The following is a 23567-nucleotide window of genomic DNA, read 5'->3' on the forward strand; positions in this document are numbered from 1 at the left end:
GGCCTGCACGACTGTTCAGCATCCAGTGGGACGGGCGGTGTCCCGTCGGTGAACGGATGGTGTCAGCGACCGAGCGCGGCGACGCTCAGTGCGCGATGAGCAGCGCACTCGCCCGCGGCGACAGCGCAGCGTCGAGCACGAGACAGGCCGCCCCGACCGCGGCGACGTCCGCCCCGCGCCGGCTCTCGACCACCGTCACGGGGTGCTTCGGGACGAGGATCGGCGACCCCGCGATCGCCGCCGTCGCTGCCGGGAGGGCAGCTGGCGCGATCCGCGACCAGAACGGTCCGCCGAAGACGACCCGGTCGACGTCGAGCAGGTTCACGATGACGACCACGGCCCGCCCCATGACCGTGCCGACCTCGGCCGCGAACGCCGATGCGAGCGGGTCACCCGCCGCGACTGCCTCGCCGAGCGCGTCCCACGCCCGGTCGACCGCTGCGAGGTCCACCGCGGTGCCGTCCCCGCCCGCGACCCGGACTCCCTCGTCACCGAGCGGGATGCCCCGTTCGACCGCGATCCGCACGAGCCGGTCGGGCGTCACGGTTGCCCCGACCTCACCACGCGCTCCCTCGCCGTCCGGCGTCCCGGCGAGGCTCCCCTGGTCGACCATGATGTGCCCGGCGTCCCCGGCGTTCGCCCCGGATCCCCGCACGGGCTCGTGGTCGATGACCAGCCCGACGCCGAACCCGGTGCCGAAGTACACGAACGCGAAGTCCCGCGCCGCCGCCTCCCGCGCCAGGAACACCTCCCCGACCGCCGCCGCCGTGACGTCCTTCTCGAGCAACACGGGGTAGCCGGTCGCGTCGCCCAGGGCGTCCCGCAGCGCCACGTCGCGCCACCGCGGCAGGAACGGCGGGTCGAGCACGATGCCGGCGGCCGCGTCGATCGGCCCGGGCGAGGCGACGCCGACACCGAGCACCGCCTCGGGGTCGATGCCCGCGCGACGGACGAGTTCGTCGACGGCGGAGGCCATCGTCCGGATGACCTGCTCGGGGTCCTCGGCGCTCGGGGTCGACGTGGTGGCCTCGGCCACCACCGCACCCGCCAGGTCGAGCAGCACGTAGGTGACGACCGCGGGGTCGACGTGCACCCCGACGGCGAAACGGCTGCGGGCCTCCAGGCGGAGGATCGTGCGCGGCTTGCCGCGCCCCGACACCACCGTGCCGGACTCGACGATCATGCCGACGTCGATGAGGTACCGGGTGACGTTCGAGACGGTCTGCGGGCTGAGACCGGTGCGGGCCGCGAGCTCCACGCGGCTGAGGCCGTCGGACGACCGGCGGACGGCGTCGAGCACGACCGTGCGGTTGAAGCCGCCCAGCGACGGCAGGTTCGCCCCACGTCGATGCTCCGCCACCCGAGCGACGATACCGCCGGACCGCGCTGCCTCCGTCGCACCGCTGGCATCCGACCCGCTCGCACCGTTAGCCTGACCGACATGACGGACCTCCGCCTCGAAGAACTCTCCGCAGCGACCGCCGCAGCGGCCAACTCGCTGACGCTGAAGCCGGGGCAGGAGCAGTTCGTCCAGCCGACCTCGTACGCGCAGGCCGAGTCGGACGTGAAGCCGAGTGCCTCGTGGCCGCGGGTCGTCCTGGACGGGGACGAGGTCGTCGGGCTCATCATCGGCAGCTTCGACGCCGACAACGCGCAGGAGGAACTGCGCAGCTGCATCTGGCGGGTGAACGTCGCCGCGAACGCGCAGGGGCGCGGTGTCGGCCGGTTCGCCGTGCACGCCCTGGCCGACGAGGCCCGCAAGCGCGGCTTCGAACGCCTGACCGTGGTGTACGAGCCGGGCACCGGCAGCCCTGAGAAGTTCTTCCAGGCACTCGGGTTCACGGTCGTCGGCGAGACGCAGTACGGCGACCACTTCGCGGCGCTGACGCTCTAGGCCGCGCTGCCGTGGCGGAGCGCCCCGACCCGCAGCCGGGTGCGGATGCCGACTTCGGCGCGGCGGTCGCCGAGGTGGTCCGGTCGATCCCGTCCGGCCGCGTCATGACGTACGGGGACGTCGCCGCCGTGCTCGGCTCCCGCGCTTCCCGTGCGGTCGGGAAGGTGATGGCGCACGAGGGCGCCGACCTGCCCTGGTGGCGGGTCGTCCGGGCCGGCGGGCTGCCCCCGGTCCGGCACGAGGCGCGCGCCCTCGAGCACTACCGCGCCGAGGGCACCCCGCTCCGGCAGACGCGAGCGGTCGACGACGACACGGCCTGGAGGCTCGACATGCGCCGTGCGCGCTGGTCGCCGCCCCGGGACTGCTGGTCGGACTAACGCCGCGCGGGCGGCACCGGACCGGGCTGCAGGTCGAACCGCGTGCCCTTCGGGTTCGACGGCAGCAGGAAGAACACGAAGAGCACGAGCGAGCCGATGCCCGGCAGCACGTGCAGGAACTGCCAGAAGCCGGACAGGTTCGCGTCGTGCAGCCGCCGGGCGCCGAGGGCCAGGCCGCCGACGAGCGTCACGAGGGCCCAGAGCACGAACAGGTAGGACCCGACGGGGTTCTCGAGCAGCGGGGCGTCCGGGGTGAACGCCTGCGGCACGAGCTGCAGCACGAGGCCGATCGCGAACGACGTCAGCCACCACCACCAGAACTCGGAGCGGGACGCCCGGCCGGTGAACACCGTGTACTTCCGCCAGAACCGCCGGACGGCCTCGGCGAAGGGGGCGCCGACGAAGGGATCGCGCAGGGCGACGCCTCCCGGCTGGACGTCGTTGTTGCTCATCCCCCCAGCAAACCACGGCCGCACGCCGTTCCGCGCCCGGGAACGGCTGTCGCGCCCCGTCGGGACGGGGCGCGACGGCCGGAGCGGGGTCGGGACGAGCGGGTCAGACCAGCGAGTCCCGCCAGGCGGCGTGCAGCTGGGAGAAGCGCCCCGTCCCGGCGATGAGGTCGGCGGGCGTGCCGTCCTCGACGATCCGCCCGTACTCCATCACGAGCACCCGGTGGGCGATCGCGACGGTGGACAGTCGGTGCGCGATGATCACGGCCGTGCGGTCGGCGAGCAGGGTCTCGAGCCCCTCCTGCACGAGCCGCTCGGACGGGATGTCGAGCGACGCCGTGGCCTCGTCCAGGATGAGCACCTTCGGGTCCGCGAGGAACGCACGGGCGAACGACAGCAGCTGCCGCTGGCCCGCCGACACCCGGCCACCGCGCTTGTTCACGTCGGTGTCGTACCCGTCCGGCAACACCGTGATGAACGCGTGGGCACCGACCGCCTTCGCCGCCGCCACGATGTCCGCCCGGGACGCCCCGGGTCGGCCGAGCTCGATGTTGTCCGCCACCGACCCGGAGAACAGGTACGCCTCCTGGGTCACCATGACGACCGCGCGGCGCATGTCCTTCGGGTCGAGGTCGCGCAGGTCGATGCCGTCCAGCGTCACCGCGCCCGCGGTCGGGTCGTAGAACCGCGCCATGAGCTTGGCGAGCGTCGACTTGCCGGCACCGGTCGACCCCACGAGCGCGATCGTCTGTCCCGCCGGGATGTGCAGGTCGAACTCCGGCAGCACGACACGGTCCGCGTTGTAGGCGAACGCGACGTGCTCGAAGTCGACCCGGCCGGCGGCGTCGGGCAGCTTCACGGGCTTGGTCGGGTCCGGGACGCTCGGCTGTTCCTCGAGCACGCCGGAGATCTTCTCCATCGCCGCCGAGGCCGACTGGTAGCTGTTGTAGAACATCGCGAGTTCCTGCGCCGGGTCGAAGAACCGCTTGGCGTACAGCGCGACCGCGAGCAGCGCGCCGATCTCGAGCGATCCGCCGACGACCCGGAAGCCGCCGACGATGACGACCGCGGCGAGCGTCGCGTTCCCGATGAGCACCAGACCCGGGTCGAAGATCCCGAACAGGTTGAACACGCGGGCGTTCGCCTGGCGGTTCTGCTCGACCTGCTCGCCGTACTCGACCTCGTTGCGGGACTCCTTGCGGAACGCCTGCACCGCGCGGATCCCGGTCATCGTCTCGACGAAGTGCACGATCACGCGCGCACTCGTCGTCCGGGTGGACCGGAACAGCTGCTGGGAGCGCTGCTGGAACCACCGGGTCAGGAACCACAGCGGCACGAGGGCGACCGCGAGCACCAGGCCGGAGGTCGGGTCGAGGAGCACGAGCGCCACCGCGGTGAAGAGCATGTACAGCACGCCCTGGATGAGCTGGTTCAACCCGGAGTCGAGCAGTTCGCGGATCGAGTCGAGGTCGCTCGTCTGCCGGGAGATGATCCGGCCCGACGTGTACGTCTCGTGGAACTCGAGCGAGAGCCGCTGCGTGTGCAGGAACACCCGCTTCCGCAGGTCGAACAGGATCGCCTGGCTGATCCGCGCGGACAACACCGTGTACCAGGCGGTGAGGACGGCCCCGACGACCGCGATCGTGATGTACGACCCCACGACGAGGAACGCCGGTGCCCAGTCGTCCCGGTCGAGCACGGTGGGGAGCGCGTGGTCGATGCCCCATGCGATGAGCGCGGGGCCGGCGACCTGTCCGGCCGTCGCGAGCACGACGACGACCGCGATGCCCCAGAGCCGGGCCTGCAGCGGCGCGGCGAGCGAGCCGAGCAGCGCGAGCGACCGGCGCCGCAGGCGGCGGCTCTCGGCCTTCGTGAAGTCCTCGCGCTCCTCCCCGCGCACACCGTGCACGGTGATCGACGCGGTGACCGGCGCTGCTGCCTCGGCCGCCTGCGTACCGGTGCCGACCTGCGCGACCGGCACCGACCCTCCCGTCGGTTCCTGGTCGACGGTCACGCGCGCGTCCTGGTCGGTCTCGTCGCTCATGCCATCGCCTCCTCTCGGTCGTTCGCGTCGTCGTCGTCGAGCGACGAGATGACGGCGCGGTAGTGCTCGTTCGTGGCCATCAGCTCGGCGTGCGTGCCGACGGCGGTGACGCGGCCGTCCTCCATGAGCGCCACCCGATCGGCGAGCGTCACGGTCGACGGACGGTGGGCGACGATGAGCGACGTCGTGTCGGCGAGGACCCGGCGGAGACCGGCCTCGACCCGGGCCTCGGTGTCGACGTCGAGCGCGGACAGCGGGTCGTCGAGGACGAGCACGCTCGGCCGCGCCGCGATCGCCCGCGCGAGCGCGAGGCGCTGGCGCTGTCCGCCGGACAGCGACAGCCCTTCTTCCCCGACGCGGGTGTCGACGCCCTCGGGCAGGTCGTCCACGAACGACGCCTGCGCGATGTCGAGGGCCTCGCGCATGATCCGCTCGGCCTCGTCCCCGGACAGGTCCGGCCGCCCGAGCAGGACGTTGTCGCGCACGCTCGACGAGAACAGGGTCGCGTCCTCGAAGGCGACCGCGACGTGTCGGCGCAGCTCGGCGCGGGTGAGGTCCCGCACGTCGACGCCGTCGATCGTGACGGACCCGCCGGTGACGTCGTACAACCGGGGCACGAGCGACAACAGCGTGGTCTTGCCCGAGCCGGTGAGCCCGACGAGCGCCATCGTCTCGCCCGGCTGCAGGTGCAGCTCGACGCCGTCCACCAGGTCCGGGAACTGCGGCGGGGAGTCCTGGTACCGGAAGTGCGTCGCGTTGAACGACAGCGCACCGTGCGGCTCCGCGATGGTCTTCGGCTCCGCGGGGTCCGTGATGGTGTTCTCGGAGTCCATGACCTCGAAGTACCGGTCCACGGCGGTCCGGGTGTCGAACGTCATCGACAGGAAGAACCCGATCGACTCGATCGGGAACCGCAGCACGGTGGCGGTCGCGAAGAACGCGAACAGCTGGCCGACGCTGAGGTCCCCCTGGCTGGCGAGCCAGATGCCGGCGAGCAGGCAGAGCGCGAACGCCACGTCCGGCACGAGCAGCAGCCACAGCCAGATCGCCGCGATCGCCTTCGCCTTCTCGATCTCGGTGCCCCGCAGCTGTTCGGCCTGCTCGGCGAACTCGTCGAGCTTGTACCGACCCCGGCCGAACGCCTTGAGCACGCGGATGCCGTGCACCGACTGCTCGACACTCGTCGCGAGGTCGCCGACCTGGTCCTGGCTGCGGCGGGCGACGATCGAGTACTTCCGCTCGAACAGGACGCTGTTCACCCACACCGGGATCGACGCCACCAAGAAGATGAGGCCGAGCTGCCACCCGAAGGTGAACAGCACGGCGAACCCGATGACGATCGTGACGACGTTCACGACGAGGAGCACGATGCCGAACGCCAGCCACCGCCGGATGAGCGACAGGTCGGACACCGAACGGGACAGCAGCTGCCCCGACTCCCATCGGTCGTGGAACGCGACGGGCAGGTCCTGCAGCTTCGCGTAGAGCGCGTTGCGCATGCTCGCCTCGATGCGGGTCGACGGCCGCATGACGAGCTTCCGGCGCGAGGCGATGAAGAACGCCTCGAGCACGCCGAGCCCGAGCACTGCGGCACCGGCGGGCAGGATGAGCCCACCGTCGCCGGACGCGAGCGGTCCGTCGACGAGGGCCTGCAGGACGTACGGGATCGCGAGCGCGACGACGGAGGCGCCGAGCGCCGCCAGCATCCCGCCGAGCAGCCGCCATCGGTAGGGCCTGACGTAGGGCCAGAGCCGCCCGAGTGCGCGGGCGGTGGAAGGGCGCGCCGGGGTCGGCGCCGGTTCCCGGTGGGGTCCCTGGGACATGCGTCTGCGTCCTCGTGCTTCGTGCCGGGTCCGGTCGGTCAGGGGCTGGCCCTGTCCGGACGGGAGGCCCGGGGTGCGTTGCGTGGTCTGGTCGGCCGGGTGCCCGCTCGCGCTGTCGCGGTCGCCGCCGTCGGGACGGCGTTGACGCGGCTGCCGCATCGGCATCTGGTCGGGAGCGACGGGACGCGTTTCCCCGGCGCTCGGTGGGAGCGGGCCCGCTGCGGCCTGGTGGCTGTGCGGGCAGCCCTACGCGGTCAGCGGCGCCGGGACGACCGGCGTGCCCCCGGACCGGTGCGCCTCGACCCGGCGAGCGGGTCGTGCGGCGGGAGCGGTCCCGTCGATGGACGTCCGGGCCGTCCGGGCAGCCGTTGCCGTGGTGCCGGTCGTCGTGTCCATCGTCACTCCAGTCGTCGTCGTCGTCACCGTCGTGCCGCGGTGCCGCCGACCCTGGTGCGGTCGTCGGCTGGTGCCGCGGAGCCTTGCAGACTATCGGCAGCGACTCTCAGCGCGCAACCAGCATCTCGTGCCAGATGTGCGCCGAGCGGACCGGGATCAGTGGAAGAAGTGCCGCTCGCCCGTGAAGTACATCGTCACGCCGGCCGCCGTGGCCGCCGCGATGACCTCGTCGTCACGGACACTGCCACCCGGCTGGGCGACCGCGCGGACGCCGGCGTCGAGCAGGACCTGCAGGCCGTCGGCGAACGGGAAGAACGCGTCGGACGCGGCGACGGACCCGGCAGCGCGGTCCCCGGCGCGGTTCACCGCGAGGTGGCACGAGTCGACGCGGTTGACCTGGCCCATGCCGACCCCGACGCTCGCGCCCTGGTTCGCGAGCAGGATCGCGTTCGACTTCACCGCACGGCTGGCCTTCCAGGCGAACGCCAGGTCGGCGAGGGTCTGCTCGTCGGCCGGCTCGCCGGAGACCAGGGTCCACGCGGACTGGTCGAACCCGGTGAAGCGGTCGGCGTCCTGCACGAGGAAGCCGCCCGAGATCTGCTTGACCTCACGCTCGGCGAGCGCGAAGTCCCCCGGCAGCGTGAGCAGGCGGATGTTCTTCTTGCGGGACAGGACCTCGAGCGCCTCGGGGTCGAACGCGGGAGCCACGACGACCTCGGTGAAGATGTCGGCGATCGTCTCGGCCATGCCGAGCGTGACCGGACGGTTCGCCGCGATGACCCCGCCGAACGCCGACAGCGGGTCGCAGGCGTGCGCGGCGGCGTGCGCGGAGGCGATCGGGTCGGACGCGTCGGGAGCGGCGACCGCGATGCCGCACGGGTTGGCGTGCTTGATGATCGCGACGGCCGGCTCGGTGAAGTCGTACGCCGCTCGGACGGCTGCGTCCGCGTCGACGTAGTTGTTGTACGACATCTCCTTGCCGTGCAGCTGCGTCGCCTGCGCGATCCCGGTGCCGTCGGCGCTCGTGTACAGCGCCGCGGACTGGTGCGCGTTCTCGCCGTAGCGGAGCGTCGCGGTGCGGTCCGCGCTCAGGGTGAGCTGCTCCGGGAAGGCACTGGGGGCCTCCCGGTCGTCGGTGCCGGACGCGACCGGTTCGGCGACGACGTCGGACGCGAAGTACCCGGCGACCGCGGTGTCGTACGCCGCCGTGTGGCCGAAGGCCTGCGCGGCGAGGCGCTTGCGGAGGGCGAGGTCCGTGCCGCCCGCGCGCACGGCCTCGACGACCTCGGCGTAGGAGGCGGGCGAGACGACGATCGCGACGTTCGGGTGGTTCTTCGCGGACGCACGGACCATGGCCGGGCCACCGATGTCGACGTTCTCGACCACGGTCGCGGTGTCGGCGCCGGAGGCGACCGTCTCGACGAACGGGTACAGGTTCACGACGACGAGCTCGAACGGCGCGATGCCGAGGTCGGTGAGCTGCTGCTCGTGCGACTCGAGCCGCAGGTCGGCGAGCAGGCCGGCGTGCACGGCGGGGTGCAGGGTCTTCACGCGGCCGTCGAGCGACTCCGGGAAGCCCGTGACGCTCGCGACGTCGGTGACGGCGTACCCGGCGTCGCGGATGGTCTGCGCGGTGGAGCCGGTCGACACGAGCTCGACACCCGCGTCGGCGAGGGCGCCGGCGAGCTCGAGCAGGCCGGACTTGTCGCTCACCGAGATGAGGGCGCGACGCACGGGCACGACGTCCCGGTCGCGGTACAGGCTGGGGTCGGCGGCGTGCACGCTCATGCGGGGGTGGTGCCCTTCAGGTCGATGTGTCCGTTGGCGATGTCGAGGACGGTCTGGATGAGCAGCCGGCGCTCGACGGGCTTGATGCGGTCGTGCAGGGTCGACTCGGTGTCGTCGGGCAGGACCGGGACGCGCTCCTGCGCCAGGACCGGCCCGCTGTCGACACCGTCGTCCACGGCGATGACACTGGCACCGGTCTCGGTCACGCCGGCGGCCAGGGCGTCACGGACGCCGTGCGCTCCCGGGAACTCGGGCAGGTACGCCGGGTGCGTGTTGATGACCGACGGCCCGAACTCGGCCACGACCGCGGGCGGCAGCAGGCGCATGAGCCCGGACAGCACCAGCAGGTCGGGCGTCCACGGACGGATCTGCTCCGCCAGCGCCTCGCCCCACTCGGCGCGGGTCGCGTACCGCGTGAACGGCACCGTGAAGGTCGGGATCGCGTACTCCTCGCCGAGCTGCAGTCCCTCGGCGTCGCGGTCCGCCCCGATCGCGACGACGCGGGCGGGGTACTCGGCATCGCGGGTCGCCTCGAGCAGAGCTCGGAGGTTCGACCCGGTACCGGAGATCAGGACGACCAGTTCGAGCACGGGGACAACCCTAGCGGGGCCGCGCACCGGCCTGGGCGGTGGGGCGACGGTCAGGCGTCGTCCTTCGGCCGCCGCCACCACGGCAGCTCGTCCTCCGGGATCTGGTCGGTCGTGTCCCAGGCCGTCGCACGCGGTGTCGGTCGTGCGGGCGGTTCGGGGTCGACGTCGTCACGGCCGGCGACGAACTCCTCCGTGCTCCAGGGGAAGGCCGGCTGCTCGTCCGTCCGCGGCGGGACGGGGGCGGCATCGCCCGACCGGGCAGGTCCAACATCGGCCGACGGCGGGACGGCACTGCCGGGGCGGTGCCGCAGGGCGTCAGCGCGGTCGCGCAGGTCACCGGCGCGGTCGCGGGCACCGGAGGCGGCGGCCCGCAGGCGCGCCCGGACGCTGTCGACGGCTCCGCCCGCTCGCGCTCGCGGCCCGGCGGCAGTACTCACGGAGTCCTCCAGGCGCTCGGCTGCGACGACGTCCGTCCGCGCCCATCCCGGCAGGTCGACGTCGGTGGCCTCGGCCCGCGCGGGGTCGGGGACGGGCGGGGTCGCGTTCCGCTCGGCCGGGAGGCCCCGGTCGGTCCCGTCAGGCTCCGTCGCGTCCGCAGCGGGTCCGGGCTCGCCCGCGCCCGACGCCCGGCCGGGTGCGCGCTCCGCCACAGGACGGTCGCCGGCCGCGACAGGGTCGACGGCCGCGGCACCCGTGCGGTGCGCCGCACCGGAGTCCGTGCCGGCGTGCGTCACCGGGTCATGCACCTCCTCCACCGAGAACCGGTGCACGTCCGTGGTCCGCCCGGCACCGGCGCGTTCGAGTGCGGCGATGAGCGACCCGTGCTCGGCGCCCGCGTCCGCGGTGGCGACGTCGTCCTCGACCTCGTGCCAGCGTTCACCGACCCAGGAGCGTTCGGGCAGTCGCACCAGGTCGCTGCCGATCGCGAGCGCGACGACCGCGGGCACACCCACCTCGAGCGCGGCGAAGGCCCCGACCACCAGGGCATCCGGTCCGACGGCGGCCAGACGACCCGGCCCGACCGACCCCGCGGTGAGCCCGGTGACGACACCGGTCAGGACGCCGGCGACCAGCCCGGTGGCGACCCCGCCGAGTGCCCGGTACAGCGCGGAGTCGGCGGACCCGAGCGCGCGGACGAGGCGGGGACGCAGCAGCCCGCCGGCGACGAAGCCCGCCACGACGGGCACCAGGATCCAGACCAGACCGAACGTGTGCCCCGACGTCGGCAGCGCCCCGAGCAGCGGCACGGCCGGGAGCGGGCCGAGCGTGGTCCCGATCGGCGACACGGACGAACCCGCACCGATGGCGAACCCCGGACCGACGAGCCATGCCGTGGCCCATCCGATCAGGTCCGGGACGAACGCGAGCTGCCCGACGGTGAGCGCGATGCCCCCGACGAGACCGGCGTGCGAGCGTTCGTAGAGCGTGATGACCTCGGCGAACGAGCCGAGGAGCGCGAACCCGACCAGGACGCCGGCGACCGCGACGACGCAGGCGGTGGCGACGGTGCCGGCGCGCAGCCCGAAGCCGAGGACGGCGCGCCAGACGGCCGGGACCCGACCGACCAGGTCCACCACCCGCAGGGTCAGCGGATCGGCCGCCGCGCCCCGCCGTCGCCGGCAGACCTCGGCGGTGACGACCGCCGGCACCCCGAACCAGAGCGCGGGCAGGACGACGGCCTGCCAGACCGTCGGGTGGGTGGCGTCCGTGGTCGCGGTGAGGGCGACCAGCAGGCCGAGGGCGGCGACCGCCGCGGTGCCGACCAGGACCCCGGTGACGCGGTGCTCCGTCTCGGCGAACCGCCGTCCGGCCCGGCCCCCGAGCCATGCGGTGACGACGGCGAACCCGAGGACCGCGATGGTGACGGCGATCGGCGCGGACGCCCCGGACAGCCCCGTGGCCTTCGCCGCCGCGGCCCCGAGCGTGAACGTGACGTCGACGCCGTGCCCGATGAGCCAGACGTTCCCGGCCGCGGTCCAGAAGACGCCCCAGTCGACCTGGAGTCCGTACTCGAACGCCCACAGCAGGGTGAGCGGGACGAGGGCGATGCCCACGCCCACGCCCACCGTCACGATCGCTTCGATCACGGCGAGGAGGGCGGTTCCGAGGCGGTTCATCGCAGCGAGGATACGTGCCCGACCCCGCCCAGGACGGGAGGCGGCGTCAGCGCGCCGCGATGACCTCGCGCAGCAGCGCGGCCGTCTCGGACGGCGTCTTGCCGACCTTGACGCCGGCCGCTTCCAGCGCCTGCTTCTTGGCCTCGGCGGTGCCGGCGGAGCCGGACACGATCGCGCCCGCGTGGCCCATCGTCTTGCCCTCCGGCGCGGTGAAGCCCGCGACGTACCCGACGACCGGCTTCGTGACGTTGGCCTTGATGTAGTCGGCCGCGCGCTCCTCGGCGTCGCCGCCGATCTCGCCGATCATGACGATCGCCTCGGTCTCCGGGTCGGCCTCGAACGCGGCGAGCGCGTCGATGTGCGTCGTGCCGATGACCGGGTCGCCGCCGATGCCGATGGCGGTCGAGAAGCCCAGGTCACGCAGCTCGTACATCATCTGGTAGGTCAGGGTCCCGGACTTCGACACGAGGCCGATCGGGCCCTTGCCGGTGATCGTCGCCGGGGTGATGCCGACGAGCGACTCCCCGGGGGTGATGATGCCGGGGCAGTTCGGGCCGATGATGCGGGTCTTCCCGCCGAGGGCCTCGGCGTGCGCCCAGAACACCGCGGCGTCCTGCACCGGGATGCCCTCGGTGATGACGACGACGAGGGGGATCTCGGCGTCGATGGCCTCCATCACGGCGTCCTTCGCGAACGCCGGCGGGACGAAGACGATCGAGACGTCGGCACCGGTGGTGTCGATGGCCTCGCGCACCGAGCCGAACACCGGGAGTTCGACGTCGCCGTGCGTGACGGTCGTGCCGGCCTTGCGGGCGTTGACGCCGCCGACGACCTGGGTACCGGCCTTGAGCATGAGCGCGGTGTGCTTCGTGCCCTCGCCACCCGTGATGCCCTGGACGATGACCTTGGAGTCCTTGTTGAGGAAGATCGACATTGCTCTGGTGCTCCTTACGCCGCGGCCGCGGCGAGCTCGGCGGCCTGCTCGGCCGCATCGTCCATGGTCTCGGCGACGGTGACGAGCGGGTGCGCCGCCTCCGCCAGGATCCGTCGGCCTTCTTCGACGTTGTTGCCGTCGAGGCGCACGACGAGCGGCTTGGTGGCCGCGTCGCCGAGGATGCCGAGTGCGGCGACGATGCCGTTCGCGACGGCGTCGCAGGCGGTGATGCCGCCGAACACGTTGACGAAGACGCTCTTCACCTGCGGGTCGCCGAGGATGACGTCGAGGCCGTTCGCCATGACCTCTGCCGAGGCGCCACCGCCGATGTCGAGGAAGTTCGCGGGCTTCACGCCGCCGTGACGCTCACCGGCGTAGGCGACGACGTCGAGCGTCGACATGACGAGCCCCGCGCCGTTGCCGATGACGCCGACCTGGCCGTCGAGCTTCACGTAGTTGAGGCCGTGCTGCTTCGCCTTGGCCTCGAGCGGGTCCTCGCTCGCGGTGTCCTCGAGCTGCGCGTGCCCCTCGTGGCGGAAGTCGGCGTTCTCGTCGAGCGAGACCTTGCCGTCGAGGGCGAGGATCTGCCCGTCGCCCGTGCGGACGAGCGGGTTCACCTCGACCAGGGTGGCGTCCTCGCCCGCGAACACGTCGTAGAGCTTCACGAACACGGCGGCGACCTGGTCGACGAGCTCGTCCGGGAAGCCGGCCTGGCGGGCGATGTCCTGCGCCGCCGCGTCGTTGATGCCGGTGAGCGGGTTCACCTCGACGCGGGCGAGCGCCTCGGGCTTCTCGACCGCGAGCTGCTCGATCTCCATGCCGCCCTCGACGCTGACGAGCGACAGGTAGGAGCGGTTCGCCCGGTCGAGCAGCACCGAGAAGTAGAACTCCTCGGCGATGTCGGCCCCCTGCGCGACCATGACGCGCTGGACCGTGTGGCCCTTGATGTCGAGGCCGAGGATCGCCTTCGCGTGCTCGTACGCCTCGTCCGGGGTCTTCGCGACCTTGACGCCGCCGGCCTTGCCGCGACCGCCGACCTTCACCTGCGCCTTGACGACCACGACGCCGCCGATCTGCTCGGCCGCCGCCTTCGCCTGCTCGGGGGTGTCGGCGATGATCCCCTGGAGGACGGGGACGCCGTAGGACTCGAAGAGGTCCCTGGCCTGGTACTCGAAAAGATCCACGCTGTTCTTCTTCCCGCACGGTTCGTGCGATCGGCATCGGTGTCCGGTCGCGCCTCCACATCGAGGGTCGCTCGATGTCGAGACAACGGCCGCGACCGAGCCTAGCGCTGGCAGGTGGACGTACGGTGCCCCGGTGGAGAACGCGCGGCACCCGCACCGCCGCCGGCCCCGCGTCGTCCGGGGTACGCAGTCTCCGGGCGACCGACCAGGCCGGATCGTGCACCGTCGATCGGGTGCAGAACGAACTCCGTACCCGTACCGCCGAGGTCTTCGGCTGGGAACTCCGCGACGCGCAGGAGAGCGTGGTCGACGCCGTCCTCGAGGGCCGCGACGCCCTGGCCCTCATGCCGACCGGTTCCGGCAAGTCCGCGATCTACCAGGTCGCCGCCCTCGCGCTCGACGGCCCCGTCGTCGTCGTCTCGCCCCTCGTGGCCCTGCAGGAGGACCAGGTCGTCGGGATCGAGGACCACCCGGACGCGCCGCACGCCGTGACGATCAACGCCACGCGGGCGCACCGGGAGCTCGAGGAGGCGTGGGACGCCGTCGCGTCCGGGGAGGCACGGTACGTCTTCCTCGCCCCGGAGCAGCTCGCCAAGGACGAGGTCGTCGACCGGCTGCGGGAGGCCGGGGTCGCGCTGGTCACGGTCGACGAGGCGCACTGCGTCTCGAGCTGGGGCCATGACTTCCGCCCGGACTACCTGGTGCTCGGCGAGGTCATCGAGCGGCTCGGACGTCCTCCGGTGCTCGCGATGACGGCGACCGGTTCGACTCCCGTGCGCAACGAGATCGTCGAGCGGCTCGGGATGCGCGACCCGCTCGTCGTCGCGACGGGTTTCGACCGCCCGAACCTGCGCTTCGAGGTCCAGCGGCACAGTGACGCCGACGAGAAGCGTGACGCGGTCGTCGCCCAGGTGGTCGGACTCGAGGGCGCGGGGATCGTGTACGTCGCCACCCGTGCCGAGACCATGCTCTACGCGGACGAACTCGTCGAGAGCGGTCGCCGCGCCAAGGCGTACCACGCGGGCCTGCGCGTGCGGGACCGTGAACACGTGCACCACGAGTTCCTCGAGGGCACCCTCGACGTCGTCGTCGCGACCAGCGCCTTCGGCATGGGCATCGACAAGCCGGACGTGCGCTTCGTCGTGCACGCCGACGTCCCCGAGTCCGTCGACGCCTACTACCAGGAGGTCGGCCGGGCCGGACGGGACGGCGACGTCGGCCTCACGACACTGCACTACCGCTCCGAGGACCTCGGGCTCCGCCGGTTCTTCGCCTCCGGATCGCCCCGGCCCGCGTCGCTCCGGGCGGTCTTCGACGCGGTGCCCGACGACGGGGTCCTGCCCCGGTCGGAGGTCGCCGAGCGTTCCGGACTCGCCGCCCGCACCGCTTCCCGCGTCGCCAACGCCCTGGTGGACGCCGGCGCGCTGTCCGACGCCGCCGACGGACTCCGCCGTGTCCCGGACGGCCCCGCCGACGCGGACGCCGCGGTCGAGCTCGCCAAGGCGCACGCGAAGGAGCGGGAGCGGGTGGAGGAGTCGCGCATCGAGATGATGCGCCGCTTCGCCGAGACCACCGGCTGCCGTCGGCAGTTCCTGCTCGGGTACTTCGGCGACGAACTCCCCGAGCCGTGCGGCAACTGCGACACGTGCTCGGCGGGCACCGCGACCGACACCGACGCGCACGGGGCGGACGGTTCGCACGACGCCGAGTGGCCGCCGGACGCACCGGTCGAGCACGCCGAGTGGGGCCGGGGCACGGTCATGAGCACCGAGGACGACCGGTTGACGGTGTTCTTCGAGTCCGCCGGGTACCGGACGCTGGCCCTCGCCGACGTGACCGAGCGGCACCTGCTCGAGCGCGTCTGAGGCAGGTGCGGCGGACGGTGCGGCGGGGGAAGGCGCGGTCGCTCGACCACCCGTCGGCGACCGCGCTCCACTCCCCCGAGCACACGCAGTAGACACCGCGGGGATGACCTCGTGGTGGCCCGCAGGTGAACGGCAGGCGAACCCGGCCCGGGCGGCCACTGTCCGCATCGGCACGACCGGCCGTCCCCCGGGCACCACGGACGTTCCCACCGGCACCCGGGTAGCAAGGACCGGTGGGGCCGCGTCGGCGCACGACGGGCACCGCACGAGCACGCAACACGATCGACAGGAGCGACACATGTCCGACCCCGGCATCACCCCAGGCGACGAGTTCAGCGACGGCGTCAGCGACTCCGCCGACGAGGGCCGCGCCGACGACGTGGACCGCGAGTACATCGGCGCGTACGAGACCGACGACGCCGAGGAGGCGCTCGAGACCGTGACGAACGACGCGGTCGCCGGCGAGACCGTCGAGCCGCAGCTCGGCGACGGCACCGACGACGGCCCGACCGGCGGGGCGCCGCGCGAGGGCTCGCCGGACCTCTGGGAGCACGGCGACGACCGTCCGGACCTCGGCGGCGACCTGGGCACGAAGCCCCTCTGACGTGACCGGTCGACGGACGGGAGGCCCGGAGCACGACGTGCGCGGCCGCTCCCGTCCGTCCCCTGGTCACGACCGCGACCGGCCCGGTCACCGGGACCGCGCGCTCCGCCGCTTCATCGCCGACAGCACGCCGGTCATCGCGGGCGGCCGCGCGATCCTGCTGCAGATCGCCGACCCGGTCGTCGCCGCGGGCGTCCGTCGGCACTCCGACTTCGCGGAGCGACCGCAGCAGCGGCTGGCCCACACCCTCATGTACGTGTACGCGGTGGTGACCGGCACCGCGCGGGACGCCGCCGTGGCGCGGTCGTTCGTCGAGCACGCGCACCGGCCGGTCGCGGGAGCGAACGAGGTCGACCGACAGCTGTGGGTGGCCGCGACGCTGTACGACTCCGCGATCCGGACGCACCGGTTGCTCGGCACCCCGGTCGACGCCGAGCGGGCGGAGGCGGTCCTCCGGGCCTACGCGCCGATCGCCACCGCGCTCCGGGTCCCAGCGGACCGCTGGCCGGCGTCGGTCGCCGCGTTCGAGGCGTACTGGGCCGACACGCTCGGGACCCTCCGGGTGACGGACGACGCCCGCAGTGTCGTCCGGGACCTCCTGCACCCCCGGGCGGCACCGCTCTGGGTCCGTTCCGCGATGCCCCTCGTGCGGATCGTCACCGTCGGCATGCTGCCGGACGCCGTGCGCGACGACTACGGCTTCGCGTGGGGACCCCGCGAGGAACGACGCTGGCGACGCACCCTCGCCGGCATCCGGGCGGTCCGCGCCGTCGTGCCCGGACCCCTGCTGCGCCTGCCGCGGGTCCTCCTGCTGCGCGGGATGCACCGCACCGCGGCCCGGCACGCGCACCACTGAGCGATCGGGTGTCCGTCCCCCGCGAGCCTGGACGTCCCCGCGCCGACCACGGTTGAGTGGGGCCATGTCCTCCTCCCTGTCCGGTGACGACTCCCTGCTCCTGCCCGAGTTCGACGCGCCGCCCGCGGACCCGCTCGACCTCGCCCGCACCTGGCTCGACCAGGCCGCCGAGCACGAGGTGTCCGAGCCGCTCTCGATGACGCTCGCCACGGCCGGTGCGGACGGCCGGGTCGGTGCCCGGACGGTCGACGTCAAGCGGATCGACGACCGCGGCCTCGTGTTCGGCACCTCGACGCTCAGCCCGAAGGGACGGCAGCTCGCGGAGAACCCGCACGCCGCCCTGCAGGTGTACTGGCGCGAGACGATGCAGCAGCTCCGCTTCGAGGGCCGCGCCGTGCAGCTCTCCGACGCGGAGTCCGACGCGCTCTTCGCCGACCGGTCGCCGAAGTCGCGCGCCGCCACGGCCGTCGCCGACCAGTCCGCGGTGCTCGAGCCCCGGACGCTGCAGGACCTCATCGACGACGCGAACGTGCTCCTCGACGAGTCCGACGACGACGTGCCGCGCCCGGCCGGCTGGGTCGCGTGGCGGCTCGAGCCGGACCTCGTCGAGTTCTGGCACGGCAGCCGCGACCGGATGCACCGCCGCCTGCAGTACGCGCACGCCCACGGCGCCTGGTCGGCGACCCGCCTCCAGCCGTAGAGCAGCGCGCCAGGGGCGCCCCGGCAACCGCCGATGGGTCGCGAGCGTGCGGCGACGGGGCGGATCAGCCCCGCCCGATGGGGTTCGGCATCGCCCCCGCCCGGATGAGCGAGGACGACTGGTCCGCCAGGTCGACCATCGCGAGCGTGTTGCGCAGCTGCAGCCGGTTCAGGCAGGAGTGCTCGAACGTCGGCACCCGCAGGTCGAGCGGACGCCGACGGTCCGGGTGCTCCGCCGCGTGCCGGTCGACGCACTCGCCGAGGAGCCGCCAGAAGGCGTCCCCGGGCAGGACCCCGTCGTCGTCGAGGACCGCCGCGAGGAAGCGCAGCACCCCGTCGAACACGTCGGTGAACACGGCGAGCGCCGCCTCGTCGTCGTCGACCGGGTGCACGATGCGGCGGATGTCCTCGGGCACCGGGCGGTCGTCGTGCGCGCCGAGGACCACGACCTCCTCGCCGATGTCCTTCATGAACGCCCCGGTCACGGCACCGTCCCGGACGACGAGCACCAGGTTCTCGCCGTGCGGCATGAACGCCAGGTCGTGCACGGTCAGGCAGTGCACGACCGGCCGCAGGTACGCCCCGAGGAAGCGCCGCACCCAGTCGGCCGCGTCCAGCCCGGAGGCCCGCACCAGCTCCGACGCGACCGCACACCCGTCGGCGTCCCGGTGGAGCAGTGCCGCCATCGTCATGAGCCGTTCCCCCGGCGCCGTCCGCGGGACCGGGCTCTCCCGCCACAGCGCCGCGAGCATCTTCCGCTGCGGGGACGCGACGTCCACCCGGTGGTAGGCATCGCCGGTGTACCCGATCGCCGCGTGTTCGCGCAGCACCCGGAACCCGGCGTCCCGCAGGGTCGGGTCCGCTGCCACGAGCGACGCGACCCAGTCGTTCACCGCGGGGGTGGAGCGCATGTACGCCGGTGACATGCCCCGCAGGAACCCCATGTTCTGCACGGCGAGCGCCGTCTTCACGTACGAGCGGTCCGGGTGGCTGCGGTCGAACGCGGTGCGGATGGACTGCTGCGGCTGGAACAGGTCCGGCCCCTCGCCGAGGTCGACGAGGTCCTGCCGGCCGAGGTCGGGCGCGAACGTCACGGCGATGCGGTGCTGCCACTGCCACGGGTGCACCGGCAGCCAGACGTAGTCGTCGGGGTCCAGGCCGCGGCGGGTGAGCGTCCGGCGGTGCTCGGCGACCGTGTCGGCGTCGAGCTCGGCGGCCCAGTGCTCGGCCTCGGTCCGGTCCGCGGCGAGCGCGAGGTGCGTGTGCTCCCGGCGGGCGGCGAGCCAGCGGAGTCGGAACCGACCGCCGGACTCCGGTGCGTACGCCCGGTACTCGTCCAGGCCGAACCCGATCCGGCCGTTCGCGGCGACGAACGCCGGGTGCCCCTCGGTCATCGCGGCCTCGACGTCCTGGAACCCGGCGACCACGTCCCCGTCGCGTCGACCGCGGGCGAGTTGTCGCGCCGACGGGCCGCCGCGGCGGTGCTTCGCGGCCGCACTCGCGAGCGTCGAGGAGACCTCCTCCAGGTACGTCCCGAGCAGGGCGTCCGGGATCCCGAGCACGTCGCGCAGTTCCAGTACGAGGTCCTGCGCGTCGAGCGGCAGCGGCGCGGGAGCGTCCGAGGCGGACTCGCGCCGCAGCGAGCGCTCGTCGATCGACCAGTGCTCCAGCTCGTGTCGCCGCGCCCGGAAGCGGTAGCGCGAGCCACCGGTGTCGAGCAGCCACCCGTCGCCGTCCGGCCGCGGTGTGACGAGTCGTTCGTGCGTGAACTCCGCGACGGCCTTCGCCACCAGGTGCCGTTGCGCGACCGCCAGGTGCTCGGGCCGGAGGTGCGCGGCCGGGCCGTCGTCGTCGGGGACACCGATCGATGCGGTGTCGAGCACCGAGAGCAGGGCGCGCTTGCCGTCGACGTCGACCTCGCGGAGCGTCCGGAAGCCGACCTCGGCGTTCTTCGCCTGCACGGCGGTGTTCCCGACGTCCGGCTCGACGACCACGCGCCGGGCCCCGAGGGCGTCCCGGCAGTGCTCGACCACGGCCCGCATGACGGCGCTCGTGAGGCCGTGCACCCGTCCCGTGGTGGGAGGCGGCGCGACGAGCAGGTGCATGCCGACGTCACCGGGACGGGCGTCCCACACGTCGACGAGCAGGACCGCTGCTGGGTCGTACGTCTCGGCGTAGGCGCACGGGACACCGTCACGCAGGACGAGCCAGCCGTCCTGCGCCGGGTCGGTCTGCACCGTGCGCAGGTACGTCCGCACACCGTCGACGTCGACGTGCTGCATGCCCCACCACGACGACGCCGGTGCTGCGAGCCAGGACTGCATGCGGGCGGCGTCCCGTTCCGGGTCCACGGGTGCCACGGACAGGAGGCCCGGCAGCGCGTCCGTCACGCCGGTCGCGTCGAGCTGCACCCCGCTCATGCGCGCAGCTCCGCGCGCTCGGCGCGCATCGCATGCTCGCCGTGGTCCGCGCGCTCGGCGCGCACCGACGCGGGCAGGCCGAACTCCTGGAAGGCGATCCGGGCCTCCAGGCCGTACACCTCGCGCCCGGTGACGGACCGGATGATCGACGCGTTCCGCCACGCCCCCATGCCGAGGTCGGGAGCGGTCAGGCCGTGCGTGTGCTCCTCGGCGTTCTGCACCCAGATCCGGCCGCCGAGGGTGTCCACGTGGTGGTCACGGGCGACGGCGAGCCGACCGGCGGCGTCGCGTGCGACGAGGTGCGCGACCGGGTCGAGGAACCGTGGCGGCCGGGGTGTGTACCCGGTCGCGAGGACGAGGCGCTCCACTTCGTGCTCGTACGTCGCACCGAGCTGCTCGTGCCGGAGCGTCAGCCGGTACACGGCGCGGTCGGCGTCCCAGGCGGCAGCGGTGACGCTCGTCTCGGTGCGCAGCGTCGTCGGCACCGGACCCCGGGCGCTGATCCGGTACAGGGCGTCGTAGACCTCGCTGACGAGGTCCGCGCTGATGCCCTTGTACAGCCCGCGCTGCTCGCGCCCGAGGCGGTCCCGGACGTCCTCGGGCAACGCGTGGAAGTGGTCGGTGTACTCCGGGCTCGTCATCTCGAGCGTGAGCTTCGTGTCCTCCATCGGGAAGAACCGCGGCGACCGGGTGATCCAGTCCAGGCGGTACCCGCCGTCGCGGGTGCCCTCGAGGAGGTCGCGGTAGACCTCGGCGGCGGACTGGCCGCTGCCGATCACCGCGACGGACCCGGCACCGCGGAGGGCGTCCCGGTTCGGCAGGTAGTCGGCCGAGTGCAGCACCGGGCCGTCCAGGTCGCGGAGCGCGGCGGGCACCGACGGCTCGGTCCCGACGCCGACCACGATGTGCCGGGCCCGGTACGTCTCGGCACCGTCCGCCGTCTCGGCGTGCACGGTGAACAGGTCCTGCTCGGCGTCGTGCTCGACCGCGACCACCCGGCGTCCCCAGCGGAGGGTGTCGAGCCGGTCGGCGGCCCAGCGGCAGTAGGCGTCGTACTCGCTGCGGAGGGGGTGGAAGTCCTCCCGGATGAAGAAGGGGTAGAGCCGACCGGTCTCCTTGAGCCAAGCCAGGAACGAGAACGACGAGGTCGGGTCCGCCATCGTGACGAGGTCGGCGAGGAACGGCACCTGGATCGTCGCGTCGTCGAGCATCATGCCGTGGTGCCAGGCGAAGCCGTCACGCGCGTCGAGGAACACCGCGTCGAGGTCGTCGACCGGGTCGGTCAGGCAGGCGAGGCCGAGGTTGAACGGGCCGATGCCGATGCCGACGAGGTCGTGCACGGGGGTCGTGGTGGCTGTGTCCACGGCGGTCATCGGACTGCTCCGTCGGTCACGGTGGGCTGGGTCGAGGCGGCGCGCAGGCGCTCCGCGGTGGCGAGGACGTGGTCGAGGGAGGCGCGCATCTGCTCCGCCGTCGTCGCGGGGTCGAGCAGGGTCAGCTTGTTGCACGGTCGCCCGTCGACCACGGTCCTCGCGATGAGCACCCGCCCCTCCACCAGGAGCGCTGCCCGGAGCGGTGCCACCATCGCGTCCGACTCCTCGTCGGTGACCCCCGCCGGCTGCCAGCGGAACAGGACGGTGCTCAGCTGCGTCGGCGCCACGAGGACGAGGTCCGGATCGGCTCGGACGAGTGCGTGCGTCTCGGCGGCCAGGTCGACGACGGCGTCGAAGGCGCGGCCGATCGCGTCCGCACCGGAGGCCCGGAGGGTCGCCCAGAGCTTCAGCGCGTCGAACCGGCGGGTGGTCTGCAGCGACTTGTCGACCTGGTTCGGCTCGGCCGCGTCCTCCGGGTTGAGGTAGTCGGCGTGCCAGGAGGCCCGGCGCAGGTCCGCCGGGTCGCGCACCACGAGCACGCTCGACGAGACCGGTTGGAAGAAGGACTTGTGCAGGTCGGTCGTGACGCTGCGGGCCCGCTCGATGCCGTCGAGCAGGTGCCGGCGCGTCGGGGACACGAGCAGGCCGCACCCGTACGCGGCGTCGACGTGCAGCCACACGCCCTCGAGGTCGCACACGTCGGCGATCGGCGCGAGCGGGTCGATGACGCCGCGGTCGGTCGTGCCGGCCGTGGCGACGACGGCCATCGGGGTGCGACCGTCGGCACGGGCGTCGGCGATCGCGAGGGCCAGGGCGGACGGGAGCATCCGGCCGGACGTGTCGGTCACGACGTCGACGACCGCGGCGTCGGGCAGGCCGAGCAGGCGGGCGGACTTGCGCACGCTGAAGTGCGTCTCCGCGGTGGCGAACACGGCGAGGTCGGCGAGCGCGGGGGCGGGCGTCGCGGAGGCAGCCGTCGCGGACGCGGCGGGGGCGGCGACCGTCGCGGGGGCGGCCGTCGCGGCCTCCCGCGCCAGGAGGAGGGCCTGCAGGTTGGACTGCGACCCGCCCGACGTGAAGATCCCGTCACCCGCCGGGAAGCCGATCCGTCGGGCCAGCCAGTCGACCACGTGCCGCTCGATGTCGGTCCCGATGCGCGACTGGTCCCACGTGTCGACCGAGGGGTTGACGGCGGCGAGCACGGCCTCCGCGGCGACCGCGGGCAGGGCGACCGGGCAGTTGAGGTGCGCGAGGTACCCGGGCGTGTGGAACCAGACGGCCTCGCGGACGAACAGGTCGTCGAGTTCGGCGAGCGCACGCTCGGTGCCGAGTGCCGGTCCGTCGAGGTCGACCGTGGCGACGCGCTGGTGGAGGTCCACCGCGGGGGTGTCGGTCGTCGGGACCTCGGCGACGGCGATGCGGTCGGCGAGTCGGTCGACGGTCGCGCCCACGGCCTGCCGGTAGCGCTGCGCCGTCTCGGGACTGATCAGGTCGAGCGGGTTCGTGTCGAGCGGGGTCGTGTCGAGCGGGGTCATGTTAGGTGAGGCTAACCTCACCTTCTCCCCCTGTCACCCGTCCGGGGCACCGGGCGTGGCGGACGCGAGTGACCCTCGGATGCGTCCGGGCCGGGGCTCCCGGTACGGTCGGGGCATGGGGCACGTCCAGCAGCTCACCGTCCGACCAGCCGTCGACACGGATGCGCCGGGCATCGCCGACGTGCACGTGCAGGCATGGCGCGAGGCGTACGCCCACCTGCTGCCGGCGGCGTTCCTCGCGTCACTCGACCCCGTCGTGCGCACCACACGGTGGCGGCGGACGATCGCGGGCGCGAGCGCAGCCGGCACGAGCGTGGCGGTCGCCGAGCACGGCGGCGCCGTCGTCGGGTGGGCCACCGCGGGTCCGGCTCGCGACGACCCCGCCATCCGGGACGTCGAGCTCACCGGCATCTACGTCCTGGCATCGGCGCACGGGTCGGGCGCCGGCCAGCTGCTCCTCGACGCCGTCCTCGGCAACGCACCGGCGTTCCTGTGGGTCGCCGACGACAACCCCCGGGCGCAGGCCTTCTACCGGCGGAACGGGTTCCGACGCGACGGAACGACGAAGACCGAACGGCTGGGCGACAACGCGCTCCTCGCCGCCCGGATGGTGCGCTGA

19 protein-coding genes are annotated in these 23567 nt (G+C 73.3%); 7 read left to right on the forward strand and 12 right to left on the reverse strand.

Annotation, left to right across the window (positions count from 1 at the left end):
• Positions 1-85: 85 nt before the first annotated feature.
• Positions 86-1360: an ROK family transcriptional regulator gene (locus DEI91_RS11110; RefSeq protein ID WP_111052363.1), complete on the reverse strand. Its 1275-nt coding sequence runs from the start codon at positions 1358-1360 to the stop codon at positions 86-88.
• 81 nt (positions 1361-1441) lie between these two features.
• On the opposite strand from DEI91_RS11110, the gene DEI91_RS11115 reads away from it, so the two are divergent.
• Positions 1442-1894 carry a GNAT family N-acetyltransferase gene (locus DEI91_RS11115; RefSeq protein WP_111052364.1) on the forward strand — a complete coding sequence of 151 codons (453 nt, stop codon included), beginning with the start codon at positions 1442-1444 and terminating at the stop codon, positions 1892-1894.
• An 11-nt stretch (positions 1895-1905) separates the two neighbouring features.
• The gene (locus DEI91_RS11120; protein WP_111052365.1) at positions 1906-2271 is read left to right on the forward strand and encodes an MGMT family protein; all 366 of its coding nucleotides are present in this window, start codon (positions 1906-1908) and stop codon (positions 2269-2271) included.
• Here DEI91_RS11120 and DEI91_RS11125 read toward each other — a convergent pair.
• From DEI91_RS11125 to sucC, 8 genes are all read right to left on the reverse strand, one after another.
• The gene (locus tag DEI91_RS11125) at positions 2268-2723 is read right to left on the reverse strand and encodes a DUF805 domain-containing protein (protein ID WP_111052366.1); all 456 of its coding nucleotides are present in this window, start codon (positions 2721-2723) and stop codon (positions 2268-2270) included. The genes DEI91_RS11120 and DEI91_RS11125 overlap by 4 nt on opposite strands.
• A 103-nt stretch (positions 2724-2826) precedes the next feature.
• A complete protein-coding gene (locus tag DEI91_RS11130) occupies positions 2827-4635 on the reverse strand; it encodes an ABC transporter ATP-binding protein (RefSeq protein WP_111052397.1) in 1809 nt (602 codons plus the stop codon).
• 125 nt (positions 4636-4760) lie between these two features.
• Positions 4761-6587 carry an ABC transporter ATP-binding protein gene (locus DEI91_RS11135; RefSeq protein ID WP_111052398.1) on the reverse strand — a complete coding sequence of 609 codons (1827 nt, stop codon included), beginning with the start codon at positions 6585-6587 and terminating at the stop codon, positions 4761-4763.
• A gap of 552 nt (positions 6588-7139) precedes the next feature.
• Positions 7140-8771: a bifunctional phosphoribosylaminoimidazolecarboxamide formyltransferase/IMP cyclohydrolase gene (purH, locus tag DEI91_RS11140; RefSeq protein ID WP_111052367.1), complete on the reverse strand. Its 1632-nt coding sequence runs from the start codon at positions 8769-8771 to the stop codon at positions 7140-7142.
• Positions 8768-9361 carry a phosphoribosylglycinamide formyltransferase gene (purN, locus tag DEI91_RS11145; protein WP_111052368.1) on the reverse strand — a complete coding sequence of 198 codons (594 nt, stop codon included), beginning with the start codon at positions 9359-9361 and terminating at the stop codon, positions 8768-8770. The genes purH and purN overlap by 4 nt, the downstream gene beginning before the upstream one ends.
• 50 nt (positions 9362-9411) lie before the next feature.
• A complete protein-coding gene (locus DEI91_RS16305) occupies positions 9412-11478 on the reverse strand; it encodes a DUF6350 family protein (protein ID WP_181439577.1) in 2067 nt (688 codons plus the stop codon).
• Positions 11479-11524: 46 nt separating this feature from the next.
• The gene (gene sucD / locus DEI91_RS11155) at positions 11525-12412 is read right to left on the reverse strand and encodes a succinate--CoA ligase subunit alpha (RefSeq protein WP_111052369.1); all 888 of its coding nucleotides are present in this window, start codon (positions 12410-12412) and stop codon (positions 11525-11527) included.
• 14 nt (positions 12413-12426) lie between these two features.
• The gene (sucC, locus tag DEI91_RS11160) at positions 12427-13596 is read right to left on the reverse strand and encodes an ADP-forming succinate--CoA ligase subunit beta (protein WP_111052370.1); all 1170 of its coding nucleotides are present in this window, start codon (positions 13594-13596) and stop codon (positions 12427-12429) included.
• Positions 13597-13829: 233 nt separating this feature from the next.
• Between sucC and DEI91_RS11165 the strand changes: the two genes are divergently transcribed.
• From DEI91_RS11165 to DEI91_RS11180, 4 genes are all read left to right on the forward strand, one after another.
• Positions 13830-15461 (forward strand): RecQ family ATP-dependent DNA helicase, encoded by a 1632-nt coding sequence (locus tag DEI91_RS11165; RefSeq protein ID WP_111052371.1) that lies wholly within the window; start codon positions 13830-13832, stop codon positions 15459-15461.
• Between the two features lie 298 nt (positions 15462-15759).
• On the forward strand, positions 15760-16065 hold the full coding sequence (locus DEI91_RS11170; RefSeq protein ID WP_111052372.1) for a hypothetical protein: 306 nt from the start codon (positions 15760-15762) through the stop codon (positions 16063-16065).
• A 37-nt stretch (positions 16066-16102) separates the two neighbouring features.
• A complete protein-coding gene (locus tag DEI91_RS11175) occupies positions 16103-16921 on the forward strand; it encodes an oxygenase MpaB family protein (RefSeq protein WP_220038080.1) in 819 nt (272 codons plus the stop codon).
• A gap of 64 nt (positions 16922-16985) precedes the next feature.
• Positions 16986-17621 (forward strand): pyridoxal 5'-phosphate synthase, encoded by a 636-nt coding sequence (locus DEI91_RS11180; protein ID WP_111052374.1) that lies wholly within the window; start codon positions 16986-16988, stop codon positions 17619-17621.
• Between the two features lie 64 nt (positions 17622-17685).
• Here the strand turns inward: DEI91_RS11180 and DEI91_RS11185 are convergent, their stop codons facing one another.
• Genes DEI91_RS11185 through DEI91_RS11195 form a run of 3 tightly spaced genes read right to left on the reverse strand, consistent with a single transcriptional unit; the run spans position 17686 to position 22948 of the window.
• Complete coding sequence (locus tag DEI91_RS11185; protein ID WP_111052375.1) at positions 17686-20040, reverse strand: GNAT family N-acetyltransferase; 2355 nt, start codon at positions 20038-20040, stop codon at positions 17686-17688.
• Positions 20037-21413: a lysine N(6)-hydroxylase/L-ornithine N(5)-oxygenase family protein gene (locus DEI91_RS11190; protein ID WP_111052376.1), complete on the reverse strand. Its 1377-nt coding sequence runs from the start codon at positions 21411-21413 to the stop codon at positions 20037-20039. The genes DEI91_RS11185 and DEI91_RS11190 overlap by 4 nt, the downstream gene beginning before the upstream one ends.
• Complete coding sequence (locus tag DEI91_RS11195; RefSeq protein WP_111052377.1) at positions 21410-22948, reverse strand: pyridoxal-dependent decarboxylase; 1539 nt, start codon at positions 22946-22948, stop codon at positions 21410-21412. The genes DEI91_RS11190 and DEI91_RS11195 overlap by 4 nt, the downstream gene beginning before the upstream one ends.
• Before the next feature lie 115 nt (positions 22949-23063).
• Here DEI91_RS11195 and DEI91_RS11200 point away from each other — a divergent pair, with 115 nt between their 5' ends.
• On the forward strand, positions 23064-23567 hold the full coding sequence (locus DEI91_RS11200; RefSeq protein ID WP_111052378.1) for a GNAT family N-acetyltransferase: 504 nt from the start codon (positions 23064-23066) through the stop codon (positions 23565-23567).

This window comes from Curtobacterium sp. MCBD17_032 (genome assembly GCF_003234855.1).
In the GTDB taxonomy this organism is placed as follows: domain Bacteria; phylum Actinomycetota; class Actinomycetes; order Actinomycetales; family Microbacteriaceae; genus Curtobacterium.

Excerpts from the sequence above, each read along its gene's own strand:
- DEI91_RS11125 (WP_111052366.1), bottom strand. The coding sequence starts at position 2,723 with ATGAGCAACAACGACGTCCAGCCGGGAGGCGTCGCCCTGCGCGATCCC.
- DEI91_RS11115 (WP_111052364.1), top strand. The coding sequence starts at position 1,442 with ATGACGGACCTCCGCCTCGAAGAACTCTCCGCAGCGACCGCCGCAGCG.
- purH (WP_111052367.1), bottom strand. The coding sequence starts at position 8,771 with ATGAGCGTGCACGCCGCCGACCCCAGCCTGTACCGCGACCGGGACGTC.
- DEI91_RS16305 (WP_181439577.1), bottom strand. The coding sequence starts at position 11,478 with ATGAACCGCCTCGGAACCGCCCTCCTCGCCGTGATCGAAGCGATCGTG.
- DEI91_RS11195 (WP_111052377.1), bottom strand. The coding sequence starts at position 22,948 with ATGACCCCGCTCGACACGACCCCGCTCGACACGAACCCGCTCGACCTG.
- DEI91_RS11200 (WP_111052378.1), top strand. The coding sequence starts at position 23,064 with ATGGGGCACGTCCAGCAGCTCACCGTCCGACCAGCCGTCGACACGGAT.
- DEI91_RS11170 (WP_111052372.1), top strand. The coding sequence starts at position 15,760 with ATGTCCGACCCCGGCATCACCCCAGGCGACGAGTTCAGCGACGGCGTC.
- sucD (WP_111052369.1), bottom strand. The coding sequence starts at position 12,412 with ATGTCGATCTTCCTCAACAAGGACTCCAAGGTCATCGTCCAGGGCATC.
- DEI91_RS11135 (WP_111052398.1), bottom strand. The coding sequence starts at position 6,587 with ATGTCCCAGGGACCCCACCGGGAACCGGCGCCGACCCCGGCGCGCCCT.
- DEI91_RS11185 (WP_111052375.1), bottom strand. The coding sequence starts at position 20,040 with ATGAGCGGGGTGCAGCTCGACGCGACCGGCGTGACGGACGCGCTGCCG.
- DEI91_RS11180 (WP_111052374.1), top strand. The coding sequence starts at position 16,986 with ATGTCCTCCTCCCTGTCCGGTGACGACTCCCTGCTCCTGCCCGAGTTC.
- DEI91_RS11190 (WP_111052376.1), bottom strand. The coding sequence starts at position 21,413 with ATGACCGCCGTGGACACAGCCACCACGACCCCCGTGCACGACCTCGTC.